This window comes from Phormidesmis priestleyi BC1401 (genome assembly GCF_001650195.1).
Lineage (GTDB): Bacteria > Cyanobacteriota > Cyanobacteriia > Leptolyngbyales > Leptolyngbyaceae > Phormidesmis_A > Phormidesmis_A priestleyi_B.
In genome coordinates, this window is sequence record NZ_LXYR01000036.1 from 15785 (window position 1) to 36772 (window position 20988).

A 20988-nucleotide genomic window follows, 5' to 3' on the forward strand; every position below is an offset into this window, starting at 1 on the left:
TTTGCAACTAGACTGCTCACCTTTGAAAGCGATCGCAGTTTAACCTTGGAAACCCCACACGCGTTGCTCAGTCGCTATGCCAATCGCTCAATTTGCCAAGTTGATTCCGAAGTCTAAACCCGTCTGGAGTCAGCTTTTGGTCGCTGGCTTAATGCTGATGCTCTCATCAAGCTGTGGTGGCTCTCCTAAAGCAGATGCCGAGTCTGCAAAACGACCGTCAGGTGCACAGCAAGGCAACTCCGCCGTCGATGTCGCGATCGCCCGGACTGATTCTCTTCAAAAACAGCTTGAATATACAGGAACAAGTCAGCCTGTTCGTGAAGTGTCTGTTCGCGCTCAAATTGAGGGGCGATTGCTCAACCTGAAGGTTGATGTGGGCGATCAGGTGCAGCAAGGTCAGGTTTTGGGACAACTCGATGACGCAATTCCCGTCGCTGCCGTGACCAGGGCAGAAGCCGATGTTGCCGCACAGCAGTCAGAAGTCGCCCAGGCAGAAGCAGAACTCAGCAACAACCGCACCCAGGTAGAACGCACTCGATTAGAGCTTCAGCAAGCCCGATCGGACTCCTCCCGCAATCAGCAACTCTTTCGAGAAGGTGCCATCTCAGCCCAGCAAGCTGAAGCTACCCGCACCGCTGCCCGCACCGCCGAGCAAGCCCTTCGCTCAGTCCAAGCGCAAATTAGAACGCAACAGCAAGCCGTCACTGCCGCTCAAAAAAGAGTCACTTCTCAGCAGGCGATCGTCAATCAAGAAGCCGAGCGGCAGTCGTATACCGTTCTCACGTCTCCGGTCACGGGTGCCGTTTTGCAGCGCATCACCGAACCGGGAAATCTAGCGCAAGCAGGCAGCGAAATTCTTAGGCTAGGAGACTTTAGCCGCGTCAAAATTGCGGTTCAAATTTCAGAACTAGAGCTAGGAAATATTCGAGTCGGACAGCCCGTACAGGTGCGTCTAGATGCCTTTCCCAATCAGAGGTTTGAAGGACAAGTGAGTCGCATCTCCCCGGCGGCTGACCCCACGGCGCGACTGGTGCCCGTTGAAGTCACTCTCCCCAACCCAGAGCGGCAGATTCGGAGTGGACTGCTGGCGCGGGTCAACTTTGCAGGAACGATCGCGAAACGAGTCGTCGTGCCCGAAGCAGCCGTTCAAACCCCTAAAGGTCAAGATAAATCAGACACCGGAACGCTTTTTGTGATCAACAGAACTGGAGATCAAGCAAAAGTGGTGGCTCGATCGGTGAAGCTCGGTCAGCGATCGGACGGCAAAGTCGAGATCCTATCAGGACTCAAGCCCGGAGAGTCATTTGTGGCTCGCGGCAATCGCACTCTCAAAGACGGTGACTCCGTTCGTCTGAGCTTTCTCTCAGAAAAGCCTCAGCAGTCGGCTCAATAGCTCCCAGTGACTCACTAGCCCTTCACCCGATAAAACGGCTCATGTCGCAAAACTCAAAACCGTCTGGTTTTAGCATTAGCAGCCTTGCAATCCGGCAACACATCGGCACGTTGATGCTGACTTTAGCCGTGATTGCGATCGGCATCTTTTTTATCCTCAATCTTCAGGTTGATTTGCTGCCTTCCATTACCTACCCTCGCATCGGCGTGCGGGTCAATGTTCCAGGCATCTCCCCCGAAGTGGCGATCGATGAAGTCACTAGACCGCTCGAAGCAGCCCTTTCAGCAACCGAAGGGGTTGTGCAGGTCTACTCTCAGACGCGAGAGGGGCAGGTGAACATCGACTTATATTTTGAGCCAGGGGGCAACATTGACCAAGCGCTGAACGATGCCACGGCTGCCTTTAACCGGGCACAGTCAAATCTGCCCGATGTCGTCGAAGCCCCGCGCCTGTTTAAAGTTGATCCATCACAGCTTCCCGTATATGAGCTGGCGATCACGTCTCCGTCCCTAAAGGATGTTGACCTGCGGGTGTTTGCTGACGAAGAGCTATCGCGTGAACTCGGAGTGGTTCCAGGGGTTGCGTCTGTAGACATTGCAGGTGGAGTCCCTGAAGAAGTGCGAGTCGTGTTAGACCTCAACCGTCTTCAATCTCTGGGGATTGGCATCAACGAAGTTCTCACCGAGCTAGAGGAAGCGAATCAAGATGTTTCTGGAGGACGAATTCTCGGTGATCTGACTGAGCCACTGACACGAGTTATCGGACGGTTTCGGAATGCCGATGAGATTCGCAACCTCTCTTTTAGAGTTGCAACTGCTGCGCCAGCGATCGCAGGGGCTGAATCGAGTCGCCCCGTTTCCGCTGCCCGTCGAGTCTATTTGCGCGATTTTGCTCAGGTGGTCGATGGAACCGAAGATCAACGCATTTTCGTCTTGTTAAACAAGCAGCCTGCGGTCAAAGTCAGCATTCAAAAACAGCCAGATGCAAACACGATCGCAGTCGTAGAAGCGGTGAAACGGCGCATCGAAGAGTTGAGACGAGCAGGAGCCATTCCAAACGACATGGAGTTGACATCAACTCTGGATGAGTCGGTGTTCATTCAAGAATCGCTAAACAGTGTGACAGATGCCGCGCTTTCTGGTGCTGTTCTGGCTGCGCTCGCTGTGCTGCTGTTTTTGGGGTCTCTGCGGCAAACGCTGATCATTAGTTTGACCATTCCCCTCTGCACACTGGCAGCTGCGATCGCCATGAAGCTCTGCGGATTTTCGCTCAACGTCTTTACGCTGGCGGGGCTGGCAATCAGCGTCGGGCAGGCGGTGGACACCTCAGTCGTGGTTTTAGAAAACATCAATAAGCGATCGGCTGAAGTAGGCGGATCTTCCTCTATTGACCGCAATGGGCAGACTCGCCAAGCTGCGATCGACTTAGTAGAAGAAAGCAGTCGAGAGGTAGAATCTTCGCTGGTCGCGGCAACTGGGGGCAACCTGGTATCAGTGCTGCCATTTTTGCTGATTGGCGGCTTCATCTCTCTACTCTTTAACGAATTGATTCTGACGATTTGCTTTGCAGTTGCCGCATCGCTGCTGGTTGCCGTTACGGTGGTGCCGATGCTTTCGTCTCTGTTGATTACGATTCGCTGGTCGAGTCGAATCGATCGGTTCTGGCTGTTGAGAGAATTTAATCGGCGGTTTGAGGGCGCAACTCATCAATATGCCAGAGTATTAAGACGAGTCGTAGGTCGTCGATTTCTGGTTTTGGCAGTCACCTTTGTGGTGTTTGGTGGCAGCATTCTTAGTGTTTGTGGTCATGGCAGTGCAATACAATTCGCTGGTCGATCCGCTAGTGATTATGTTGACCCTACCGCTAGCACTGGCAGGCGGCATTTGGGGGCTGTTTTTTACACAAACCGCGATCGGAGCGACGGTGATTGTCGGAGCGGTGCTGCTAGTTGGAATTGTGGTCAACAATGCCATCATTATGGTCGAGACCGCGAACCAGATTCGGGAAGAGGAGGGAGTCGATCGTCGAACTGCCATTTTGGAAGCGGCTCCCCAGCGACTTCGCCCTATTTTGATGACAACCGTTACAACTGTTCTAGGAATATTTCCCCTCGCCTTGGGTCTGGGGCAGGGCGGAGAGTTTTTACAACCGTTAGGAATCGTGGTCTTTTCAGGATTGTCGTTAGCGACTCTGTTGACGCTGTTTATTATTCCCTGTTCTTATCTACTGCTGCATGATCTATTTGGTTGGCGACGAGGCAAAAAAATAGACGCGATCGAGCCGTCTCCCACGTTAGAAAAAGATCCTTCCGACGACCCAGTTTCCCTACGAAAGTAAATAAACCCAACCTCCCGTAGAGATGTTCTACCGGAACGTCTCCGCCCCTATGCCTCCTAACCGCGATCGCGCCGAAGGGGAGCGATCGGGTTTACCGCTCTGCACCACGATGCGACGCACCTGATCGCTAATGCTTCGTTGCCATCACTTGCTAACCGCGATCGCTGCCAATATTGGTTGAGTTTATGGTCAATAATGGCAAACTGAAAAGCAGAGTTGTTGAGCAATCCTTCAAGAATCAGCAAATTGCGGTCTTTCGCATCGGAGACAGCACCGCAGTCTATGCGTTGAGCAACTACGACCCGTTTAGCAACGCCTTTGTGCGGTCACGGGGAAATGTGGGCGATCGCAATGGCGTTTCTAAAGTGGCTTCTCCGATCTACAAACAAGACTTCAGTCTGCAAACCGGGCAATGCTTTGACGACGAAACTGCGAGCGTTCCCACCTCTGCCATGAGGGGAGTAGACCTGCAAGTGCAAATCAGCGTTCACATTTCCTCCTAGCGATATATATCGCGATCGCGCCGTGACCGATAGCGTTGAGGATGGAGAGTATGGAAAAAGATTTGTGCTCAATTTCTGAACGCGGGAACGACGATGACTACCATATTGGAAAACTCTGAACTCAAATTGACGATTCGCCCTGACTTAGGTGGACGGATTGATCAATTAGTAGACCAAAAAACAGGGCGCGAGTGGCTTTGGCATCCACCCGAATATGATCCAAATCAGACGCGATCGCTCCCGGTTGGTGCCTCGTTTGACGAGCATTGGTCAGGCGGGTGGGATGAGATGTTTCCAAACGATGGGGAAGGACTGTCTCAAAATCGGCATCTGGTCGATCACGGCGAACTCTGGTCACAGGCGTGGAACGTGGTGGAGACAACGCGCACCAGCATTAAGATGGCGCGATTTTGCAAGACGGTGCCTGTGAGCGTTGAGAAGACTATTCGATTAGACGACACGCAGGCTCACATTGAGTTTCAGTTTCACAACAAATCAGACGAGACGATTCCGTTTTTATTTAAGCACCACCCCGCGATCGTCATCGAAGCCGGAGACGAGATTCTGCTGCCCGATTGTCTCATTGAGCCAGTCGCCCTAGAGTTTAGCACCCTGATCGGACGCGCTCAAAAAACTCACTTTCCCAAAGCCTTTGCAGCCGACGGGCAAGAAATTGATTTGCAGCACATTCCGCCCCGATCGGCGAAATCTCAGGAGTTCTTCTACAGTTCCGATCTGGCTAAAGGCGAGTGTGGAATTCGCAATGCTCGATCGGGCACTGCGCTAGTCATGACCTTTGATACGGCTGATTTTCCCTATGTTTGGGTGTTTCAAAGCTATGGGGGCTGGCGCGATTATTATGTGCTGGTGATGGAGCCTTGCACAACGATGCCCTACGATTTAGATGTCGCGTGCCAAAACGGGACGGCGGCTCAGTTGAAACCTAAAGAACGGCAAATTCGCACACTGACGGTTCGCATTCAGCGATAAATAGCGTTGCTTGATCTACCGCATAACGAATTTTTGGCGTTGCTGAATCTAGGTATGAACCGATAGATTCGCCCTCACCCTAGCCCTCTCCCTGAGGAGAGGGAACAAGAGGTTCTAGCTCCCTTCTCCCTGGGGAGAAGGGTTGGCGAGGGCTTGCCCCACTTTGTGAGGAGGGCTATCCAGATTCACGCGGGAGGTCTAGTGAACCGCTAGACTGAATGACACCATGTCACGAAAAACGAGAGCTTAACCTTGACAGACGTTGGAAACTTAGACGAAACCGCGATTCCCGCTTGGGGAGAATATGCCATTCTCCAGTCGCCGCAGTGGTTTAACCCGATCGCAGGCAAAGTCACTCGACACAACATCATCGGGTTGACCCCGGTGATCAGCAATAGCGTTGGTTCAAAAGTCTTGCTGCTAGACTTCAACACTGGAGAGGTGACGATCGGGCGAACCGGACGGTTTATTGTGTGTGGCTCGACCTACGTTCAGGGTGGGATCCAAGCCAGCGATGCCAACGCCACTGTTGATGTGATGGGCGCGATCGTCATTCGCATTCCTCCCAATCCGTCTGTCAACCCTGGTATTGCGACTCACGAACTGCGGCTAGGACAAAATGTGGTTGCGCTCTCGCCTGCCGGAAATCTTCAAGATTCGGGGTTTAGCTTTTCGGGCTGCACCACTCTCATGCTGCCCACTGGCACGAAAATCAGCCTGAGAGTTGGAGTCTTTGCCGACAATCTCACTAAAGGGCAGTTTCTCAAATGGCAGACGCGCACCGATTCGGCTTTCAATGGTGCCCATCTTTCGATTCACGAAATTCCGGGTGGGATGTAGGACGTTGAAACGGACTGAACCTCAAACCCTCTCTCAGTCCCTTGAGTGGACTTCGCACCGTTAGACCGTGATGTTCAACCACGGGCGGGTGAATGCCAGAAACGAGAGAGGTTTAGTTCAGGTGCAAGATCTCAGCTAACTGTTGTCACCAGTGAATTATCACTGGCAGAAGCATTGGTTAAACCCATGCGAGAAGAGGATGTTCCTCGGCAGACTACCTCCCGACAGTTTCTTTCAAGTCGTGCAAATCTACGGGTGATTCCAGTACAACGGGCAATCTTAATTGAAGCAGCGCGGCAACGGGCAACCAGCAGCAGGTTGAAACTTCCAGATACGATCCATGTTGCTACGGCGGTGATTCTAAAATGCACCACTTTGCTCACTAACGATCAGCAGTTCAAAAGTCTATCGAATCTGCCTGTTGTCATTTTGTCTGAGGTTACTTCTTGACTTCTGACTTTGAAGAACTTATCGAATCTTTGCCTATGTCTTAGCTCCTCCGCGATCGCTCCTGGAAAATCAGCTACTCCAACGACGAAAATAATCCCGTCGCTGATTTCTACATCCCGGCTCTCGAATGCGCGGTTCAGTATGATCGCAAAGCTGGCTTCTTCAACAGCACGATTCTCAGCAAAGTTGCACGGGGACTCGGAGCCATGCTGCACAACCAGGGACAGATGCGGCTAGTGATGGGCTGTCAGTTCAGCCCTCAAGACTTACAAGCAATCCAGCAAGGATACGAACTACGAGAGGCAGTGGCTCAACGGCTCGATGCCGACCTCCAAGCGCCCAAAAACTTTGCCCAACTCAAGCACTTCGAGATTCTCAGTTGGCTGATCCAGAATCAATACCTGGATATTCGCATCGCCATTCCCCTCAAGAGCGATGGACTACCTGAAGAGAGCGATCGCCAACTTGACCCCCATCGAATCTTCCACGAAAAAGTTGGCATCATTACTGATAAGTAGGTAGGCACAATTAAACTGAAGATCCTCATCCCCTAACCCCTTCTCCCCAAGGAGAAGAGGAACTAGATTCTGGCTCCCTCTCCTGCGGGAGAGGGCTGGGGTGAGGGCATCTCCCGCATTTTATGTTTAATTAAGTCTGTCTACTTACCAATGGCGATCGGCTTACCTTCAGTGGCTCTAACAACGAGTCGATCGGCGGCTGGGAAGCCAACATCGAATCCTTTCCCGTCTACTTTGGCTGGGAAGGCGGACGCGACCTTGAACGAGTCCAGCTTGAGATGTCCCGGGTTGATAAACTCTGGGACAATAAGCTGCCAAACGTGCGCGTCTTTGAAGTTCCAGAAGCCGTCAAACGCAAGCTGCTTCGCTACACCCCGACAACCCAACCTGCTTGGGATCGGCAGAATGAGTTTGATCAACGACCCTTGCCAGAATCATTAGCCCAGTCTGATTCGCCGCAAAGAGCGAATGCAGGAATTGCTAGACTCCGACCCCTGGGATCTCATCGTGCCAGATGAAGCCCACCACGCTCGGCGCAAAAGCCCACAAGACCGCAAAGACACCCCCAATCGCCTGCTAGAACTGATGCGGAAGCTGCGGCACAAAACCAAAGCGCTGTTGTTGCTCTCGGCAACTCCCATGCAGATTGACCCGATCGAAATCTTTGATCTCCTAAGTCTGCTGGGGTTAGAAGGACACTGGCAATATGGCGACAACTTCTGCAATTACTTTGCGGCTCTGACAGAAAAACCAGACCGTCACATCCTCGACTTCTGGCAGCAAATGTCTACCGACTATTTCATTCAAGGCGGTCAGCCCTGCCCCCAATTACAGCAGCACCTCCAAAAACACGATCGCTTGCTGACCTACCAACTTCAAGACACCTGGCACAACGGTAAAAAAATCATCAACCCCAAGCAGTTTATTGACAACGAAGCCTTAATCAACGCCTCTCGTCAATACCTCACCATCAACACGCCTTTGAAAGACCGCATGTTTCGCCACACTCGCGATACCCTACGGCAATACTATCGTCGGGGACTGCTTGATCGCGATATTCCCACGCGGGAAGTGCAAGATAATGCGATCGTTCTAGAACCCAATCGCGCCACCGCCCTTTACCGAGCCGTCAGCGATTACGTCCGTCACTTCTACCGACTCGCGCAGAAAGAAAACCGCAAGGCGTTGGGCTTTTTGATGACGCTCTATCGCAAACGCCTGACCAGTTCGTTCTATGCAGCTCAGCAATCGCTCCAGCGCCGCCTCGATGCCCTCTTGACTCAACAGGGTAACGGACTTCACCACAGACGATTTGGCAGAATTGGACAATGCCGACGATGCAGTCATTGAAGGGCTAGAATCCTATCTCGAACCGATTGACCCTAAAGAGATTCAGTACCTCGAAGACCTGCTGCGGCGGTTCGACAACACATGCGAAGACACCAAGTGCGCCCAATTCATCACCACGCTGCGACAGGAACTGAACGAGCGGGAAAGCGCGATGAATTTTAGACAAATTCGAATTTCACTTTACGCCCAAGCATGGCAGTTGGTTAAACATGGCAGAGATTGAACTGAGTGTCTTAGCCCGTCGTCAATGTTTGGATCGTCGGATTCCAGACCAGCCACACTTACAGCAAGAAGTTCAATGATCTGGCTACAGTCTGGGATCGATCGGTTCGGTTTCTAGGGCTAAGACTCCAAACGTACATTCATGGACGCGGCGCAGCGGCTCTTTGGCGACGAAGCGATCGAGTGCCTCAATTCCCAAGGCAAATTCTCGCAGGGCGAGCGATCGTTTAGCCGACAATCCTCTCTGCCGCAGTCGCTCTAGATTTTGAGGCAATGAATACTCGGCACCATAAATGAGCCGCAGATATTCTTGTCCTCGACATTTGACCGCAGGCTGAATCGATCGCGATTGAGGAATAAATTCGAGGGGCTTGACGACCATTCCTTCACTGCCCTGCTGAGTGCGGGAGAGCCACCAATCGATTCCGGCTGCAACGCTCTCAGAATTTGTGGTATCAACTATTTGAGAAGCCGTTTCGAGAAGCAGGTCGGAGTCCGATCGCGCAAGTTTAGCCATGTGTTCTAGATGCCACAGATGGGATTTGTCGGTGTAAACGGCTCCCTCAGTGGCGAGTAGATGAAAGGGGGCGAGTTTGAGATCCGCGATCGAGTTGACTGACCAACAATAGCGACGGTAAGCGTGTCTGTATTGCTGGGCAAGCTGCGATCGCGCTTGATACTGCTCTAAGGGCACCTCAATTCCCCGCGATTTGGCTTGTTCTAGTAGCGCGATCGCGTCAGTTAAGGCGACTTGAGCCGCCTTTCCAACGGGGGCATACTGCTGCCGCAAAAGCTGCTGGGCTTTGACTGACCACGGCATTAGTTCGCAATCTAGACAGACCCAATCGGTTTGAAATTCATCCCAAAAGTGAGTGGCGGAAAGGGACGATCGCAGTCGATCTATAAATTCCGTTTCGAGGGGAAGATGGTCGAAAAAAGGTCGTCCGGTGCGTGTGTAGCAAATGCCAAACCGACTATCTGTGATGCCGAATCGCGTTTGTGCCGCTGCGGGAGATTTGCAAACAATCACGACGGCTCGTGATCCCATGTGTTTCTCTTCGCAGATAACCTGGGTGATTCCTTGCTTGCGATAATAGGCAAATGCTTCGGCAGGATGCTCTAAAAATCCCAGTTCTTTAGAGGTTTCCACCGGAGACATGGTGGGCGGAAGATAAATCAGCCATTTCGGATCAGCCGCAAACCGACTCATCACTTCTAAGGCTGCGATCGCGTTCTCTGGGCGAATCGCGATCGCGCGATACAACCGAGTCGAAATCATTCGTTTGCCTGTCACGTCAGCGATGTCTAAAACATCATCATCCTGTTGCTGAATTGATAATAGAGATTCAGACACAAGGGGGCGAATCGGCTCGCAGTACACCTTTTGAGCCGGAACCGAAACCAGTTCTTTTTCTGGATAGCGCAATGCGGTAAGGTTGCCACCAAACACGCAGCCCGTATCAATATCGATCGTGCCATTGAGCCACACGGGAGCGGGGACAGGCGTATGACCACAAACCACGATCGCGTCGCCCCGATAGTCAGATGCCCAGTTGTAGCGCACAGGCAGCCCAAACTCGTCGATTTCTCCCGTCGTTTCGCCATACAATGCAAATTCTCTGACTTTGGCAGAACCACGCCCTTGATAAGCTTGTTTCATGCCAGCGTGGGCAACGACGAGGCGACCTTGATCAAGCACGTAGTGGCTGATTAGAGAATCGAGAAAAGATTGCAGCGATCGCAGTTCAGATTCATCCAATGATTCGAGTTCTTTGAGAGTTTTGTCTAAACCGTGATTGACTTTGACGTTTTGACCTTTGAGTTTGCGGAGTAGCTTATAGTCATGATTGCCGGGAACGCAGAGCGCACTTCCCGCAGCGACCATTTTTTGCACAAGATTGAGGGTGTCGAGGATGCGATCGCCCCGATCAACTAAATCACCCAGAAAAATCACTTTTCGGTCTTCAGGATGATAATAGGTGTGTTCTTTTAATTGATATCCCAGCGTTTGCAGCAGCGTTTCTAACTCATCGCAACACCCATGCACGTCGCCAATAATATCGAAGGGACCCGACTCGTGTTTTTTGTTATTCCAGAGCGGTTGCCGTGTGATCTCAACGGACTCGATTTGTTCGATCGATGAGAGCACATAAACCTGACGAAACCCCTCGCGCTGAAGTCCTTTAAGCGATCTGTGAATATTCTGGACATGGCGACGAACGACATGATCTCCAAATTGACGATCGGGTCGAAGGTGATTGCGATCGCGGCAAATCTGCTCTGGCAAATTCAGAACGATCGCCACGGGCAGACAGTGATATTCTCGCGCGATTTGAATCAGATGTTTGCGATCTGCCGCCTGAGTATTGGTTGCGTCGATCACCGTTAATCGTCCTCGATCCAGTCGCTTGGCTGCAATGTAGTGCAACACATCAAACGCATCTTGAGTCGCAGATTGATCCAGTTGATCGTCTGAGACCAATCCGCGACAAACATCGGATGAAACAATCTCAGTCGCCAAGAAATGCTGATGGGCGAAGGTTGACTTTCCAGAGCCAGAAGCCCCGATTAGGGTGACTAAAGAGAGTTCAGGAATTGTGATGTTCATGTGCCGTGCTCAAAGATTGCCATTTGGGTCGGTGCGCCCACTGTTGAATCGAGAGTGCCGATATCCGCAAAACTCACCGTGTAATTAAACCGTTGAGAAATTGCCGCTGACCAGGTTTGAAATTCTTGGCGCGTCTATTCAAATCGGTGATCGTGATGGCGTAATTTTCCGGTTCGCAAATTCTCAAACTTGACGTTGTACTCGCTGTTGGGGGTCGTAATCAGAACAGTGTGCGGATGGGCAAATTCAAAGACGACTCGTTCTAGTGCAGCAAGCCTTGATTCGTCTAGATGTTCAATGACTTCGATGAGAGTTGCCGCATCATAGTTTTCTAGGCGACGATCGCGATAGGTCAATGCCCCTTGAAACACTTGAATTCTCTGCTTTTGAGACTCTAAAATCAAGAGGCGATCTAACTTCTCTTGGGCAATTCCGAGCGATCGGTGCGAGACATCCATACCTGCAATCTGCTCAAAAAACGGATCTTTGGCTAGCTGAACTGGAAGTTTTCCTTCTCCGCACCCCAAATCGATGACTCGTTTGGCGTGGGATTTTTTGAGGCTAGCGATGACTGTTTCATAGCGGATTTGATTCAGGCTAATCGGTTTTTCACTACCTTCGGAATCGTACGAAACACTGATCGGTTCGGGCGATTCTTCTGCGCTCAACTGCACCAATGCTGCCTGAGTCAGATCTCGTTGCCGCTTCAAATAACGCTGGGTGATTTGCGCCTTCTCAGGATGCGAACTCAACCAGCCTTCCCCATGCCGCAGCAGTTTCTCGACTTCTTCTTCCCCAACCCAATAATGTTTATCCTCATCCAGCACTGGAATTAGGACATACAAATGACTCAGCAACGTTTGCAGAGACGTGGTTGCCGTTAGCTCTACGCTGAAATAAGAACTGTTTCCCCATTCTGGAGCGTGCTCATCTAACGAATGCTGAGTTGCACGAATCGTATAGCCTAACGGCTCAAATAAGCGATGCAAAAAGCCTTCACCTCCGCGACAGGGAAGCACCGAAAGCTTTGCCTGGAGAGGAATTTCCTGCGTGGTGAGATCAGGACGGTCTTTGCACTGACCCGATAAGGCAGAGCGAAACACTTGCGCGATCGCAACACTCATAAACGAAGAAGCCACATAAGGACGATCGTTGACATATTGGTCTAAAGTCGTCGCCTGACCCCGCACAAGCTTGACCGAATCGATCTCTAGCAAAAGCGCCGCCGTACAGCGATCTGCGGTAGCTTCTGGGTAAAAAACCTGCGCTCGTCCAAACGAGAGGTCGAACGATTGAAAGCGATCGGGATGCTTGCCCAGCAAATAGCCCAAATCGGTTGCAGGTGAATGAGTCGTGGTAATCGTCAGCAGCATAGTAAGTGATTTGAACTTGAATGTAAGAGTGCCCAAATTTTCGAGCGCCCTTAAGTTCACTTGTAGTATTTGTAGTATAGCTTCAGTATTGCTGAATGTAGATATGAATTGCCCTCACCCCTGACCCCTCTCCCACGGGAGCTACCGTGTACACACAAGTCCTCGTCGCTTCGTTTGAGTCGGCTTATGCCCCCTAAATCCCCTACGTCACTTGCTTTAAGTCGGGGAACCCGCCCAACGCAGTGACTCATCAAAATTGGGGGACTTTGAACCAGATAAATGGCTTGACCTCTAAGACCTCGTTTCATCTCAAAGTCCACCAGAATGGGGGATTTAGGGGGCGAAAGAGTTCTGCAACGACCGATCAATCGTTGCAGAGCCAATAACTGCGATGCGCCCTGTTTTAGAATAGTCAATATTGCCTGAATCCTACGATTTCCACCTATTCCTATGACTCATCCACAAGAAACGCTGCCCGATCCAAACGTTAAATATGGCGAACGTATCATCGAAGAAGGGAGACTGATTACCTTCCCCAACCCTCGCCCCGGACGGCGCTATCACATCACCATTACGCTGCCAGAATTCACCTGCAAGTGTCCGTTTTCTGGCTATCCTGACTTCGGGACGATCTATGTCACCTATGTGCCCGATCAGCGCGTGGTTGAGCTAAAAGCTATCAAGCTTTATATCAATAGCTATCGCGATCGCTATATCTCTCACGAAGAGTCTGCCAATCAAATTTTGGATGATCTGGTTGCGGCGTGTGACCCGTTAGAAATCACCGTCAAAGCCGACTATACGCCTCGCGGCAATGTGCATACGGTTGTTGAGGTGACTCACAAAAAGGGCGAGTAGGTCATCGCGTCCATTGGCGCAACGCTTTCACCCAAGCCCACCCCAAAGCGCTACCCACTGCGTAGGGAGGAAAGTCTGACCAGGTGAAAGTGTTGCCCAACACTAATCTTCCCGGCAGTGTAGCGCGAATGGCTTGTAGAAATGGGGGCTTCCAGAGTTAGAGGAACTCGATCGCGCAGGATGCAAAAAAGACGGCGATTGCCACTCGCGTCAAAGAAGCCTTGGGAAAGCACACCATCACTAATAGAATCCAAAAAATCTCGTAGGCGAGACTGCCTGAGAGGTCGTGCAACCATTCCGCCCCAAACCCTTGAGAAAATCGTGCGATGTAGCCGATCGGCAGGATCGCGATCGCGCAGACGAGTAGAGCAACTCGATAGGACATTTTTATGTTGCTTTTTTAGGTTGTGACTTATTCACCCACTGTCCGTGAATTCTTAGCTCTAGCTAACAAGCCGTGCTTGGGCGCAAAAATCATCGCTACGATAAACAAGGCTGTTTGCAGAACAACGATGCATCCTCCAGTTGAGCCATCAATATGGTAACTAATATAGGTGCCCATCACGCTAGAAAATACCCCGGAAGCCATTGCAATTAGCATCATGTGATCAAAGCGATCGCTCAATAAATACGCCGTTGCTCCTGGAGTGACCAACATTGCAACGACTAAGATAATGCCGACCGTTTGCAGCCCAGCCACCGCAGTGAGCGATAGCAGAGAGAGCAAGACATAGTAGAGAAAGACGGTGTTTATTCCGATCGAGCGGGCATGAGTTGAGTCGAAGCAAAACAGGATTAAATCTTTGCGTAAAATCGCTAGCGTCACTAAGGTGATCACGCTAATGATTAACGTTTGCATGATATCGGAGTCAGAAATGCCTAAGACGTTGCCAAATAAAATGTGAGTCAAATCGATCGAACTTTTGACTTTAGAAACCAACACTAGCCCTAACGCGAAGAAGCCCGTGAAAACTAACCCAATGACTGTATCTTCTTTGACCCGAGTTTTTGATTTAATAAACCCAATAGCAATGACCGAGCCGACCCCAAACACAAATGCCCCGATCGCTAAAGGAATATTCAGCACATAGGCGATGACGACTCCTGGCATGACCGCGTGGGAAACCGCATCGCCCATCAAAGCCCAGCCTTTTAAGGTCATATAGCAGGAAAGCGCGGAACAGACAACTCCCACCAAGGCGCTGACCAAAATCGCCTTCACCATAAACTCATTCTGCAAAGGTGCAGCAAACCACTGAACCAAATCCATTACAGCTTCCCTTGATTGCTTTGCGTTAACCAATTTTTAGGATTGTGTATTTAATAATGCCGGAAATTTGCCCTCATCCCCAACCCTTCTCCCCAAGAGAGAAGGGAGCTAGAATCTTGTTCCCTCTCCTGATGGGAGGCTAGGGTGAGGGAAAGTCTGGGTCTTATTTAATACACATTCCTTAGCAGACGAGAAATCGCTAACCGAACCGCCAAAGGTTCGGGAAAGATTTTCTTCAGTAAACACCTCAGAGGTAGGACCATGTGCCAGAATGCTGCGGTTAATCAGCACCACCTGATCGCAGAACCGGGTGATGGAAGCGAGATCATGGGTTGAGATCAGAATGATTTGCCCCGCTTGTCGCAGAGTTATCAACAGATCAATCATCATTCTATCGGTTTTGACATCAACTCCAGCAAACGGTTCATCGAGCAGCAAGATTTTGCCCTGTTGAGCCAGCGCTCGCGCAAAGAAGGTCCGTTTCTTTTGTCCGCCAGATAGCTCTCCAATTTGGCGATCGCGCATTTGCCACATTTCGACTCGCTCTAAACCCTGTCTCACGGCAGATTTATCAGACGATCGAGGAATCCGCAGCAGATTCATGTAGCCGTAGCGTCCCATCATGACCACATCATGAACGCTCACTGGGAAATTCCAATCCACTTCCTCCGATTGGGGCACATACGCCACCAGATTCTGTTTTTGCACTGAGCGGATCGGCAGCTTGTTGATTAGAATTCGTCCGCTAGCAGGTCTAACGAATCCCATCATTGCTTTGAACAGCGTCGATTTTCCTGCGCCATTCATTCCCACCAATCCGCAAATAGTCCCCGCTGTGAGGTGCAGCGATGCGTGGTGCAGTGCTACTTTACCGTTGTAGGCAACCGGCAAATTTTCGATGTCAATGCCGACTGCATCCATAGATTTCCTTTAGTTACTTCGCAAGCCCTTAATCAAGGTATTGACGTTGTATTCTAATAGCCTGAGATAGGTTGAGGCCTGACCATCAGGGGGAGATAAGGAATCGACGTAGAACACTCCGGCAAATTTGGCACCGGTTTCTTTTGCCACCTGAAGTTGTGCCTGATTGTCGATCGTACTCTCGCAAAATACCGCCGGAATCTGGTTTGCTTTGACCGTATTGATTACTTTCTCGACTTGTTTGGGTGTAGCTTGCTGTTCGGCATTGACTGCCCAGATATAAACCTCCTTTAAACCATAGTCACGGGCAAGGTATGAGAATGCGCCTTCACAACTCACGATGTAGCGTTTATCAGAAGGAATCTCGGCAATGGCTTGTTTCAGTTTTTGATCGATCGCCTGAATTTGCTGACGATAGACTTTTGCATTTGTGTCGTAGGCAGTCACGTTAGCGGGATCAAGATTTCCTAAAGCTTTGCGGATGTTTTCGACATAGATTAAGGCATTTTGCGGTGACATCCAGGCATGAGGATTTGGCTGACCTTGATAGGAATCGTCGGTAATGTTGATAGGTTGTAATCCTTCGCTCAGGGTGATGTGAGGGACTTTTGGCAAACTGTTATGGAACCTATCTGCCCAGCGTTCTAGGTTCAAGCCATTTTCTAGAATCAGATTTGCCCCTTTCCCCCGTTCTAAATCGCTGGGTGTCACTTCGTAGCCGTGAATTTCAGCCCCAGGTTTGGTAATCGACTCGACGATCGCCTTGTCACCTGCCACGTTTTTTGCCATGTCTGCCAGCACCGTGAAAGTGGTGAGAATGACCTTCTGATCTTTGCGGGCAGGGACAGGAGCGGTAGAATTTGCTTGGCTCTGCTGAGTGCTAGGTAGAGTAGTCTGGGCGCAGCCACTTAGCCATACCCCAAACATCAGAGCAACCAGACCTGCCTGATAAAGTTTTAAGAGAATCGAGCTTTGACCAAAACCAACTTTAGGCTTCGTTCGCATCTTTCATTATGATTTCATATTTTAAAATCTATCATAAAGCAGTAAAAAATGAAAAGATTATGAAAGACCGAAAGCCATCCGTTTACAGCGAGATGCATCACAACACGTCCTTACTCAAGCCAATAGTTTGTCTAGACTTTGGCTAACTGAATATTTGAGTCTAAGGTCTGCTGCTGTTCTCCAATCTGATCCAACAACTCTAAAAACTCACGCTCAAACACCACTTGAGCGCGGTTTGTGTTGCCGCCAATGTAGAACTTACCGTCTTTTTGCAATGCCCAAATCTGCGAGTGAGACACGTAGCTCATCATCGTGCTGATCATCAGCAAGCCAAAGCCCAGATAGACGATCGGGATGCCAGGATCAGCTTTGATTTGCAACCCAGTGCTGCCGATGATGTCTGCGATCGCCAACGTCACGCCTTTAACCTGCACCGACATTCCTTTGCGAACGGTCGAAATCAGTTTGCCATCGGTGTCATAAATTAGCAGCAGCCCCTGTAAGTCTCGCGCAATCAAAGACACGCCATCACTCAAGTCTGACTTGAGCGGAATCCAGGTTCCCCAGACCCGACTGCCCACCGCATCCAATTTTGCCATCGGAAACTGCAAAACCGGACTTTTGTTGAGCTTGACTTGCACCGCCGCGATCGACCAGTCTGCTTGATAAAGAGTCACGCCGTTGTGTTTAAGCGGTTCGTTAACGTGAATGGTCTTGCGATCGACTTCCTTTCCGTCGTTATCCAACACTGAAAGATCAGAATAAAACTGATCGATTTCGCCCGTTGGCAAATAATCAATCCAAAAGCGATTGACTTTCACTGCCCAATCTTTAGGAAACTGAGGTTCTGCCCACGGACCTGCATCGACAATATTTTTAATCAGAAAGGTTGACCCGCTCGGCGCGACTTCTTGAGCGATGAAACCCGTCATCGCCCCGATAATGCCGCCGATCAGGATCAGCATCATGCTGACGTGAACGACGATCGGACCAATTCGCCCAATGATGCCTTTGCGCGCATAAATCGTCTCGCCACTGCGAAACACGCGATAGCGACGCTTTTCTAACAGAGAAATCGCTTCATCTAATGAGGCAGAATCAAACTCCGCGCTCAAGGCAAACTTTTGAAACTGTCGCGGCTGCGTATAAAACTTGCTGGTGTTGCGCGTAAACCATCTCAACGCGGGCAACTGTCGCACAAATGTACACGCCGTCAAACTAGAGCCAAACAAAATCAGCAGTGCTAAATACCACCAGGTTCGATAGACGTGATCAAATCCTGCGATTAGCAACACCTTCCAGGTGAGAAAGCCAAATAGAGCCGGATGTTCAGGATAATTTGCTTGATAAAACGAGAGCGATTGACCCTGCTCAATTACGGTACCTGAAATGCTAAACACCGCGATCGCTAACAGCAGCACGATCGCTAATCGCAAATCTGCCAGCAGCGGCAGCAGTTCTTTTTTGAAATAGCGTCTAGGAGCCGAACCCAACCCGGATAGCTTCGTCAAGAACGATCGATCTGTCGTCATGTTTAATTAAAAAAATTAATTCTAGAAAGCAACGAAAACACACCAAACCCCACCAGCAAACTGCCGCTCACAGGATTAATCCAACCCGACCAGCGACGCAGTTCTAACAGTTTCTTAATCGATGCGGTGAACGTTCCCGCTAACACGAGAGGAGCCACATATCCAGCGGTATAGCACAGCAGCAGCGTGCCGCCGACTAACGGATCTTTTGTGTTGGCAATCCACGTTAACAAGGTCGCTAAAACGGGAGTGCTGCACGGAGATGCAACCAATCCAAAGGTTAGTCCGATCAGATAAGATCGAACTCCAGCAGGCAAGTCTTGCGAGATCCAATCGGTGCCGCCCCACGACGGTAAGCGCAAGGGTAATGCCTCCAGCAGGTTTAGCCCCATGACGATCGCGACGAGACTAACCACGATCGGAAGTCCAATCCCAATCTGCCCATAGACTTGACCCACAACGGTGGCAAAAATCCCTAACCCAGCAAGGGTGGTGGCGAGACCCAATGAAAACCAGATAGATTGGGCAGCGGCTTGCATTCGACTTTTGGTTTCATAGCCGCCGATATATCCGATCGTGATTGGCAACATCGAGAGGGTGCAGGGAGTCAGACTGGTGAGCAACCCCGCCGCAAAAATCACGCCAACGCTAGTCAGAGATAAATGAGTTAACTGATTTGAGACTAGATGATTTGCGAACTGTTCTAGCTCATAGAGATGAGTTTGAAGGGCTTCTAACATAAGGTGGCTCAATTGTTACGCTGCTTTAAGCGCTACTCATATTCTACCGATCTTCTGCCCACCCAACTTAAGGAGCATTGCGGGGTCTAAATCGTCTTGGCTCTGAGGAAGCTTTATTTTGCGGTTCTGAAGCGGGTTTGCGCCGTTCTTTTGCGGGATTGGACGTTGGGGCGGGTTTTGCAGACCGTCGCTCAGGTAAAGACACGACCTCTGCTTCGCTGCTTTCTCTCGCGACCCGAATTAACAACGCCGTCGAAATCAAGGTCGAAATCATTGAACTGCCACCATAGCTGAAAAAAGGCAGCGGCAACCCAGTCGTCGGCAACGCCCCCGTCGCGACCGCAATATTCAACAGCGACTGACCGACCATGAGAACCATCACTCCGATCGCCACTAATCGCTGCACGGTAGTTCGAGCTTTTCGGGCAACGATCAGCGCCATCGTGCCGTAGGTCAAGATCAATATCATCAACAGAACGCTGCCGACTAAGCCAAATTCTTCTGCAAAGACGGCAAAAATAAAGTCAGTGTATTGGATAGGTAAGTAGCCCATTTTTTGCTGCGAGAGTCCGAACCCGGTGCCAAACGTGCCGCCAGACCCGATCGCTAACAAACTTTGAATCAACTGATAGCCATCTTGCGACGGGTCAGCCCACGGATTGATAAACGACATAATCCGTTTGCGCTGATATTCTCGCAGGCTGATGCTCAACGTTGCCAGCAGCAACCCGCCACCAGCAGTACACCACAAATAGACATAGGGAAGCCCCGCCGCTAAAGCAATCAGCCAGAGCGTCATGCCACATAGCGCTGTGGTGCTGAGGTTTGGCTGAAGTAAGATGCCTACCAACATGGCACCAAAAACGCTTACCCAAGTGATTCGGGTTGTCCAGGTAAGTCGCTCCCACTGCCCAAAAATCCGGGCAGATTGCAGCACGAGAAAGGGTTTGATGAGTTCTGAGGGCTGAAGCAGAAAAGGTCCGAGGGCGATCCATCGAGCACCGCCTCCGATCGAGGTGCCAATTCCTGGCAGCAAGGTGACGATAATTCCGCCGAGACAGATGATCAAAAACCAATCGGCGATTCCTAGCACATAGCGAAGAGGCGCATGGACGATGAGATTAAACCCCACCATGCCAATGAAAACCGCCAGCAGTTGACGCTTGACGTAATAGAGTCCGTCGCCAAAATCGGCATCTCCGACGGGATAGGACGCTGAAAACATCACCGCCAGCCCAACAAACAGCCAGAGAAAGGTCAGCCACCGCAAGATGCGGGCTTCGGCTGCCCAGTCTTGAGCCGTCGTATCAAAAAAAGGAATCAGTTGGCGCAACTTCACAGCGATCGCTCTCCAATCACAGGCAACCCAGGGGGTTATGGGCAAGGTGTCAGGTTACAGGGATTCAGTGCCTTTGGCATCCAAGTTAACCCCGACTTAAAAAATTTGACCCTGATCAATCGATACCTCAAATCAGATCAGCGATTTCTGAGTTCTGCTTCTAGTTTGTCTAGGTCGTCTCTGAGAAACACGGTAAATCTTCCTGAGTAGGCAAGCCCTTCGGCGGTTTGGGCAACTTCTAGCCAATAGGCATAGCGACTGCCTCGACGCAGTTCTCCTTGCAGCGATGCCAATAGAGGATTCTTTTGCGCGACAGCTTGCTGAATCGTGATCTCGCTGGGGTAGGCGTAGAGAACTTGGGCGCGATCGAAGTCTTGATAAATGTCAGACCCATAAATCGCTCGCAGTGATTCTTTGAGGCGTTCTTGGGTCACGCCGTTTTGCATATCAAAAAGAGTCAACCGCTCACTGCGAATAATGCCTGATCTGGGAGACAGCTTGATTTTGCCTGGAGACAGCAGCGACGCTTCAAAAGTGAATCGTTGCGCGGCAGTCGCGCTTTTGGTCACCAAAAACTTTTCCCCTCGACTGGGGCGCAAGGTTGAATTTGCCTGCATCCAAGCGGCAACGTCTTTAGTAGTTTCTCCGGGTAATGCCCTAGCGGGGCTGGCTCCTAAACTGAGCAGCAGTGAAAATCCCAAAATCGAGCCAAATCGAATCCCGTCCATCTCGAACTCCC

Annotated in this window: 20 protein-coding genes and 3 pseudogenes; 12 read left to right on the forward strand and 11 right to left on the reverse strand. The window is 50.6% G+C overall.

Translation table 11 applies throughout. The annotated features are described in order from the left end of the window. Positions 1-76: 76 nt before the first annotated feature. The 8 genes and pseudogenes from A8707_RS17500 to A8707_RS17530 all read left to right on the forward strand — a co-directional run bounded on the left by A8707_RS17500 (position 77) and on the right by A8707_RS17530 (position 7031). Positions 77-1393 carry an efflux RND transporter periplasmic adaptor subunit gene (locus A8707_RS17500; protein WP_074382521.1) on the forward strand — a complete coding sequence of 439 codons (1317 nt, stop codon included), beginning with the start codon at positions 77-79 and terminating at the stop codon, positions 1391-1393. Positions 1394-1506: 113 nt separating this feature from the next. Then, positions 1507-3097, forward strand: a pseudogene (locus tag A8707_RS17505) (efflux RND transporter permease subunit); the annotation flags it as partial. Between the two features lie 102 nt (positions 3098-3199). Continuing rightward, positions 3200-3730 carry an efflux RND transporter permease subunit gene (locus A8707_RS30490; RefSeq protein ID WP_331711727.1) on the forward strand — a complete coding sequence of 177 codons (531 nt, stop codon included), beginning with the start codon at positions 3200-3202 and terminating at the stop codon, positions 3728-3730. Between the two features lie 185 nt (positions 3731-3915). Then, a complete protein-coding gene (nirD, locus tag A8707_RS17510) occupies positions 3916-4233 on the forward strand; it encodes a nitrite reductase small subunit NirD (RefSeq protein WP_068818496.1) in 318 nt (105 codons plus the stop codon). A gap of 93 nt (positions 4234-4326) precedes the next feature. Next, positions 4327-5223, forward strand: a complete 897-nt coding sequence (locus A8707_RS17515; RefSeq protein ID WP_082906412.1) for a DUF4432 family protein — start codon at positions 4327-4329, stop codon at positions 5221-5223. A 252-nt stretch (positions 5224-5475) separates the two neighbouring features. Then, a complete protein-coding gene (locus tag A8707_RS17520; RefSeq protein ID WP_068818498.1) occupies positions 5476-6063 on the forward strand; it encodes a hypothetical protein in 588 nt (195 codons plus the stop codon). Positions 6064-6108: 45 nt separating this feature from the next. Further along, positions 6109-6513, forward strand: a complete 405-nt coding sequence (locus A8707_RS17525; RefSeq protein WP_074382522.1) for a type II toxin-antitoxin system VapC family toxin — start codon at positions 6109-6111, stop codon at positions 6511-6513. Between the two features lie 206 nt (positions 6514-6719). Beyond that, the gene (locus tag A8707_RS17530) at positions 6720-7031 is read left to right on the forward strand and encodes a phospholipase D-like domain-containing protein (RefSeq protein WP_068818500.1); all 312 of its coding nucleotides are present in this window, start codon (positions 6720-6722) and stop codon (positions 7029-7031) included. Positions 7032-7171: 140 nt separating this feature from the next. Here the strand turns inward: A8707_RS17530 and A8707_RS17535 are convergent, their stop codons facing one another. Then, positions 7172-7450 carry a hypothetical protein gene (locus tag A8707_RS17535; protein ID WP_068818501.1) on the reverse strand — a complete coding sequence of 93 codons (279 nt, stop codon included), beginning with the start codon at positions 7448-7450 and terminating at the stop codon, positions 7172-7174. 49 nt (positions 7451-7499) lie between these two features. Here A8707_RS17535 and A8707_RS17540 point away from each other — a divergent pair, with 49 nt between their 5' ends. The 3 genes and pseudogenes from A8707_RS17540 to A8707_RS26975 all read left to right on the forward strand — a co-directional run. After that, the gene (locus A8707_RS17540) at positions 7500-8381 is read left to right on the forward strand and encodes a DEAD/DEAH box helicase family protein (RefSeq protein ID WP_068818502.1); all 882 of its coding nucleotides are present in this window, start codon (positions 7500-7502) and stop codon (positions 8379-8381) included. Beyond that, on the forward strand, positions 8344-8604 hold the full coding sequence (locus tag A8707_RS30670) for a hypothetical protein (protein WP_414858407.1): 261 nt from the start codon (positions 8344-8346) through the stop codon (positions 8602-8604). Before A8707_RS17540 ends, A8707_RS30670 begins: the two co-directional genes overlap by 38 nt. Then, positions 8537-8677 (forward strand): annotated as a pseudogene (locus tag A8707_RS26975) (transposase); the annotation flags it as partial. The gene A8707_RS30670 and the pseudogene A8707_RS26975, both read left to right, overlap by 68 nt. A gap of 11 nt (positions 8678-8688) precedes the next feature. Here A8707_RS26975 and A8707_RS17550 read toward each other — a convergent pair. Continuing rightward, positions 8689-11211 (reverse strand): polynucleotide kinase-phosphatase, encoded by a 2523-nt coding sequence (locus A8707_RS17550; RefSeq protein ID WP_068818504.1) that lies wholly within the window; start codon positions 11209-11211, stop codon positions 8689-8691. Positions 11212-11345: 134 nt separating this feature from the next. Then, positions 11346-12584: a 3' terminal RNA ribose 2'-O-methyltransferase Hen1 gene (locus tag A8707_RS17555; protein WP_231948123.1), complete on the reverse strand. Its 1239-nt coding sequence runs from the start codon at positions 12582-12584 to the stop codon at positions 11346-11348. Positions 12585-13034: 450 nt separating this feature from the next. On the opposite strand from A8707_RS17555, the gene queF reads away from it, so the two are divergent. Further along, a complete protein-coding gene (queF, locus tag A8707_RS17560; protein ID WP_068818505.1) occupies positions 13035-13442 on the forward strand; it encodes a preQ(1) synthase in 408 nt (135 codons plus the stop codon). 1 nt (position 13443) lies between these two features. Here queF and A8707_RS17565 read toward each other — a convergent pair. From A8707_RS17565 to A8707_RS17600, 8 genes and pseudogenes are all read right to left on the reverse strand, one after another. Then, a pseudogene (locus tag A8707_RS17565) lies at positions 13444-13827 on the reverse strand (ribosomal maturation YjgA family protein). A gap of 27 nt (positions 13828-13854) precedes the next feature. Continuing rightward, positions 13855-14712: a metal ABC transporter permease gene (locus tag A8707_RS17570; RefSeq protein ID WP_068818506.1), complete on the reverse strand. Its 858-nt coding sequence runs from the start codon at positions 14710-14712 to the stop codon at positions 13855-13857. A 108-nt stretch (positions 14713-14820) separates the two neighbouring features. Continuing rightward, the gene (locus A8707_RS17575; RefSeq protein WP_082906413.1) at positions 14821-15633 is read right to left on the reverse strand and encodes a metal ABC transporter ATP-binding protein; all 813 of its coding nucleotides are present in this window, start codon (positions 15631-15633) and stop codon (positions 14821-14823) included. Between the two features lie 9 nt (positions 15634-15642). Further along, on the reverse strand, positions 15643-16638 hold the full coding sequence (locus tag A8707_RS17580) for a metal ABC transporter substrate-binding protein (protein WP_231948124.1): 996 nt from the start codon (positions 16636-16638) through the stop codon (positions 15643-15645). A gap of 131 nt (positions 16639-16769) precedes the next feature. Beyond that, complete coding sequence (locus A8707_RS17585) at positions 16770-18170, reverse strand: cytochrome c biogenesis protein (RefSeq protein ID WP_068818507.1); 1401 nt, start codon at positions 18168-18170, stop codon at positions 16770-16772. Between the two features lie 2 nt (positions 18171-18172). Next, positions 18173-18910, reverse strand: coding sequence for a cytochrome c biogenesis protein CcdA (locus A8707_RS17590; RefSeq protein ID WP_068818508.1), 738 nt, complete (start codon positions 18908-18910; stop codon positions 18173-18175). Between the two features lie 67 nt (positions 18911-18977). Continuing rightward, a complete protein-coding gene (locus A8707_RS17595; RefSeq protein WP_231948125.1) occupies positions 18978-20294 on the reverse strand; it encodes an FtsW/RodA/SpoVE family cell cycle protein in 1317 nt (438 codons plus the stop codon). Positions 20295-20386: 92 nt separating this feature from the next. Further along, on the reverse strand, positions 20387-20977 hold the full coding sequence (locus A8707_RS17600) for a hypothetical protein (protein WP_068818510.1): 591 nt from the start codon (positions 20975-20977) through the stop codon (positions 20387-20389). Between the last annotated feature and the right edge of the window lie 11 nt (positions 20978-20988).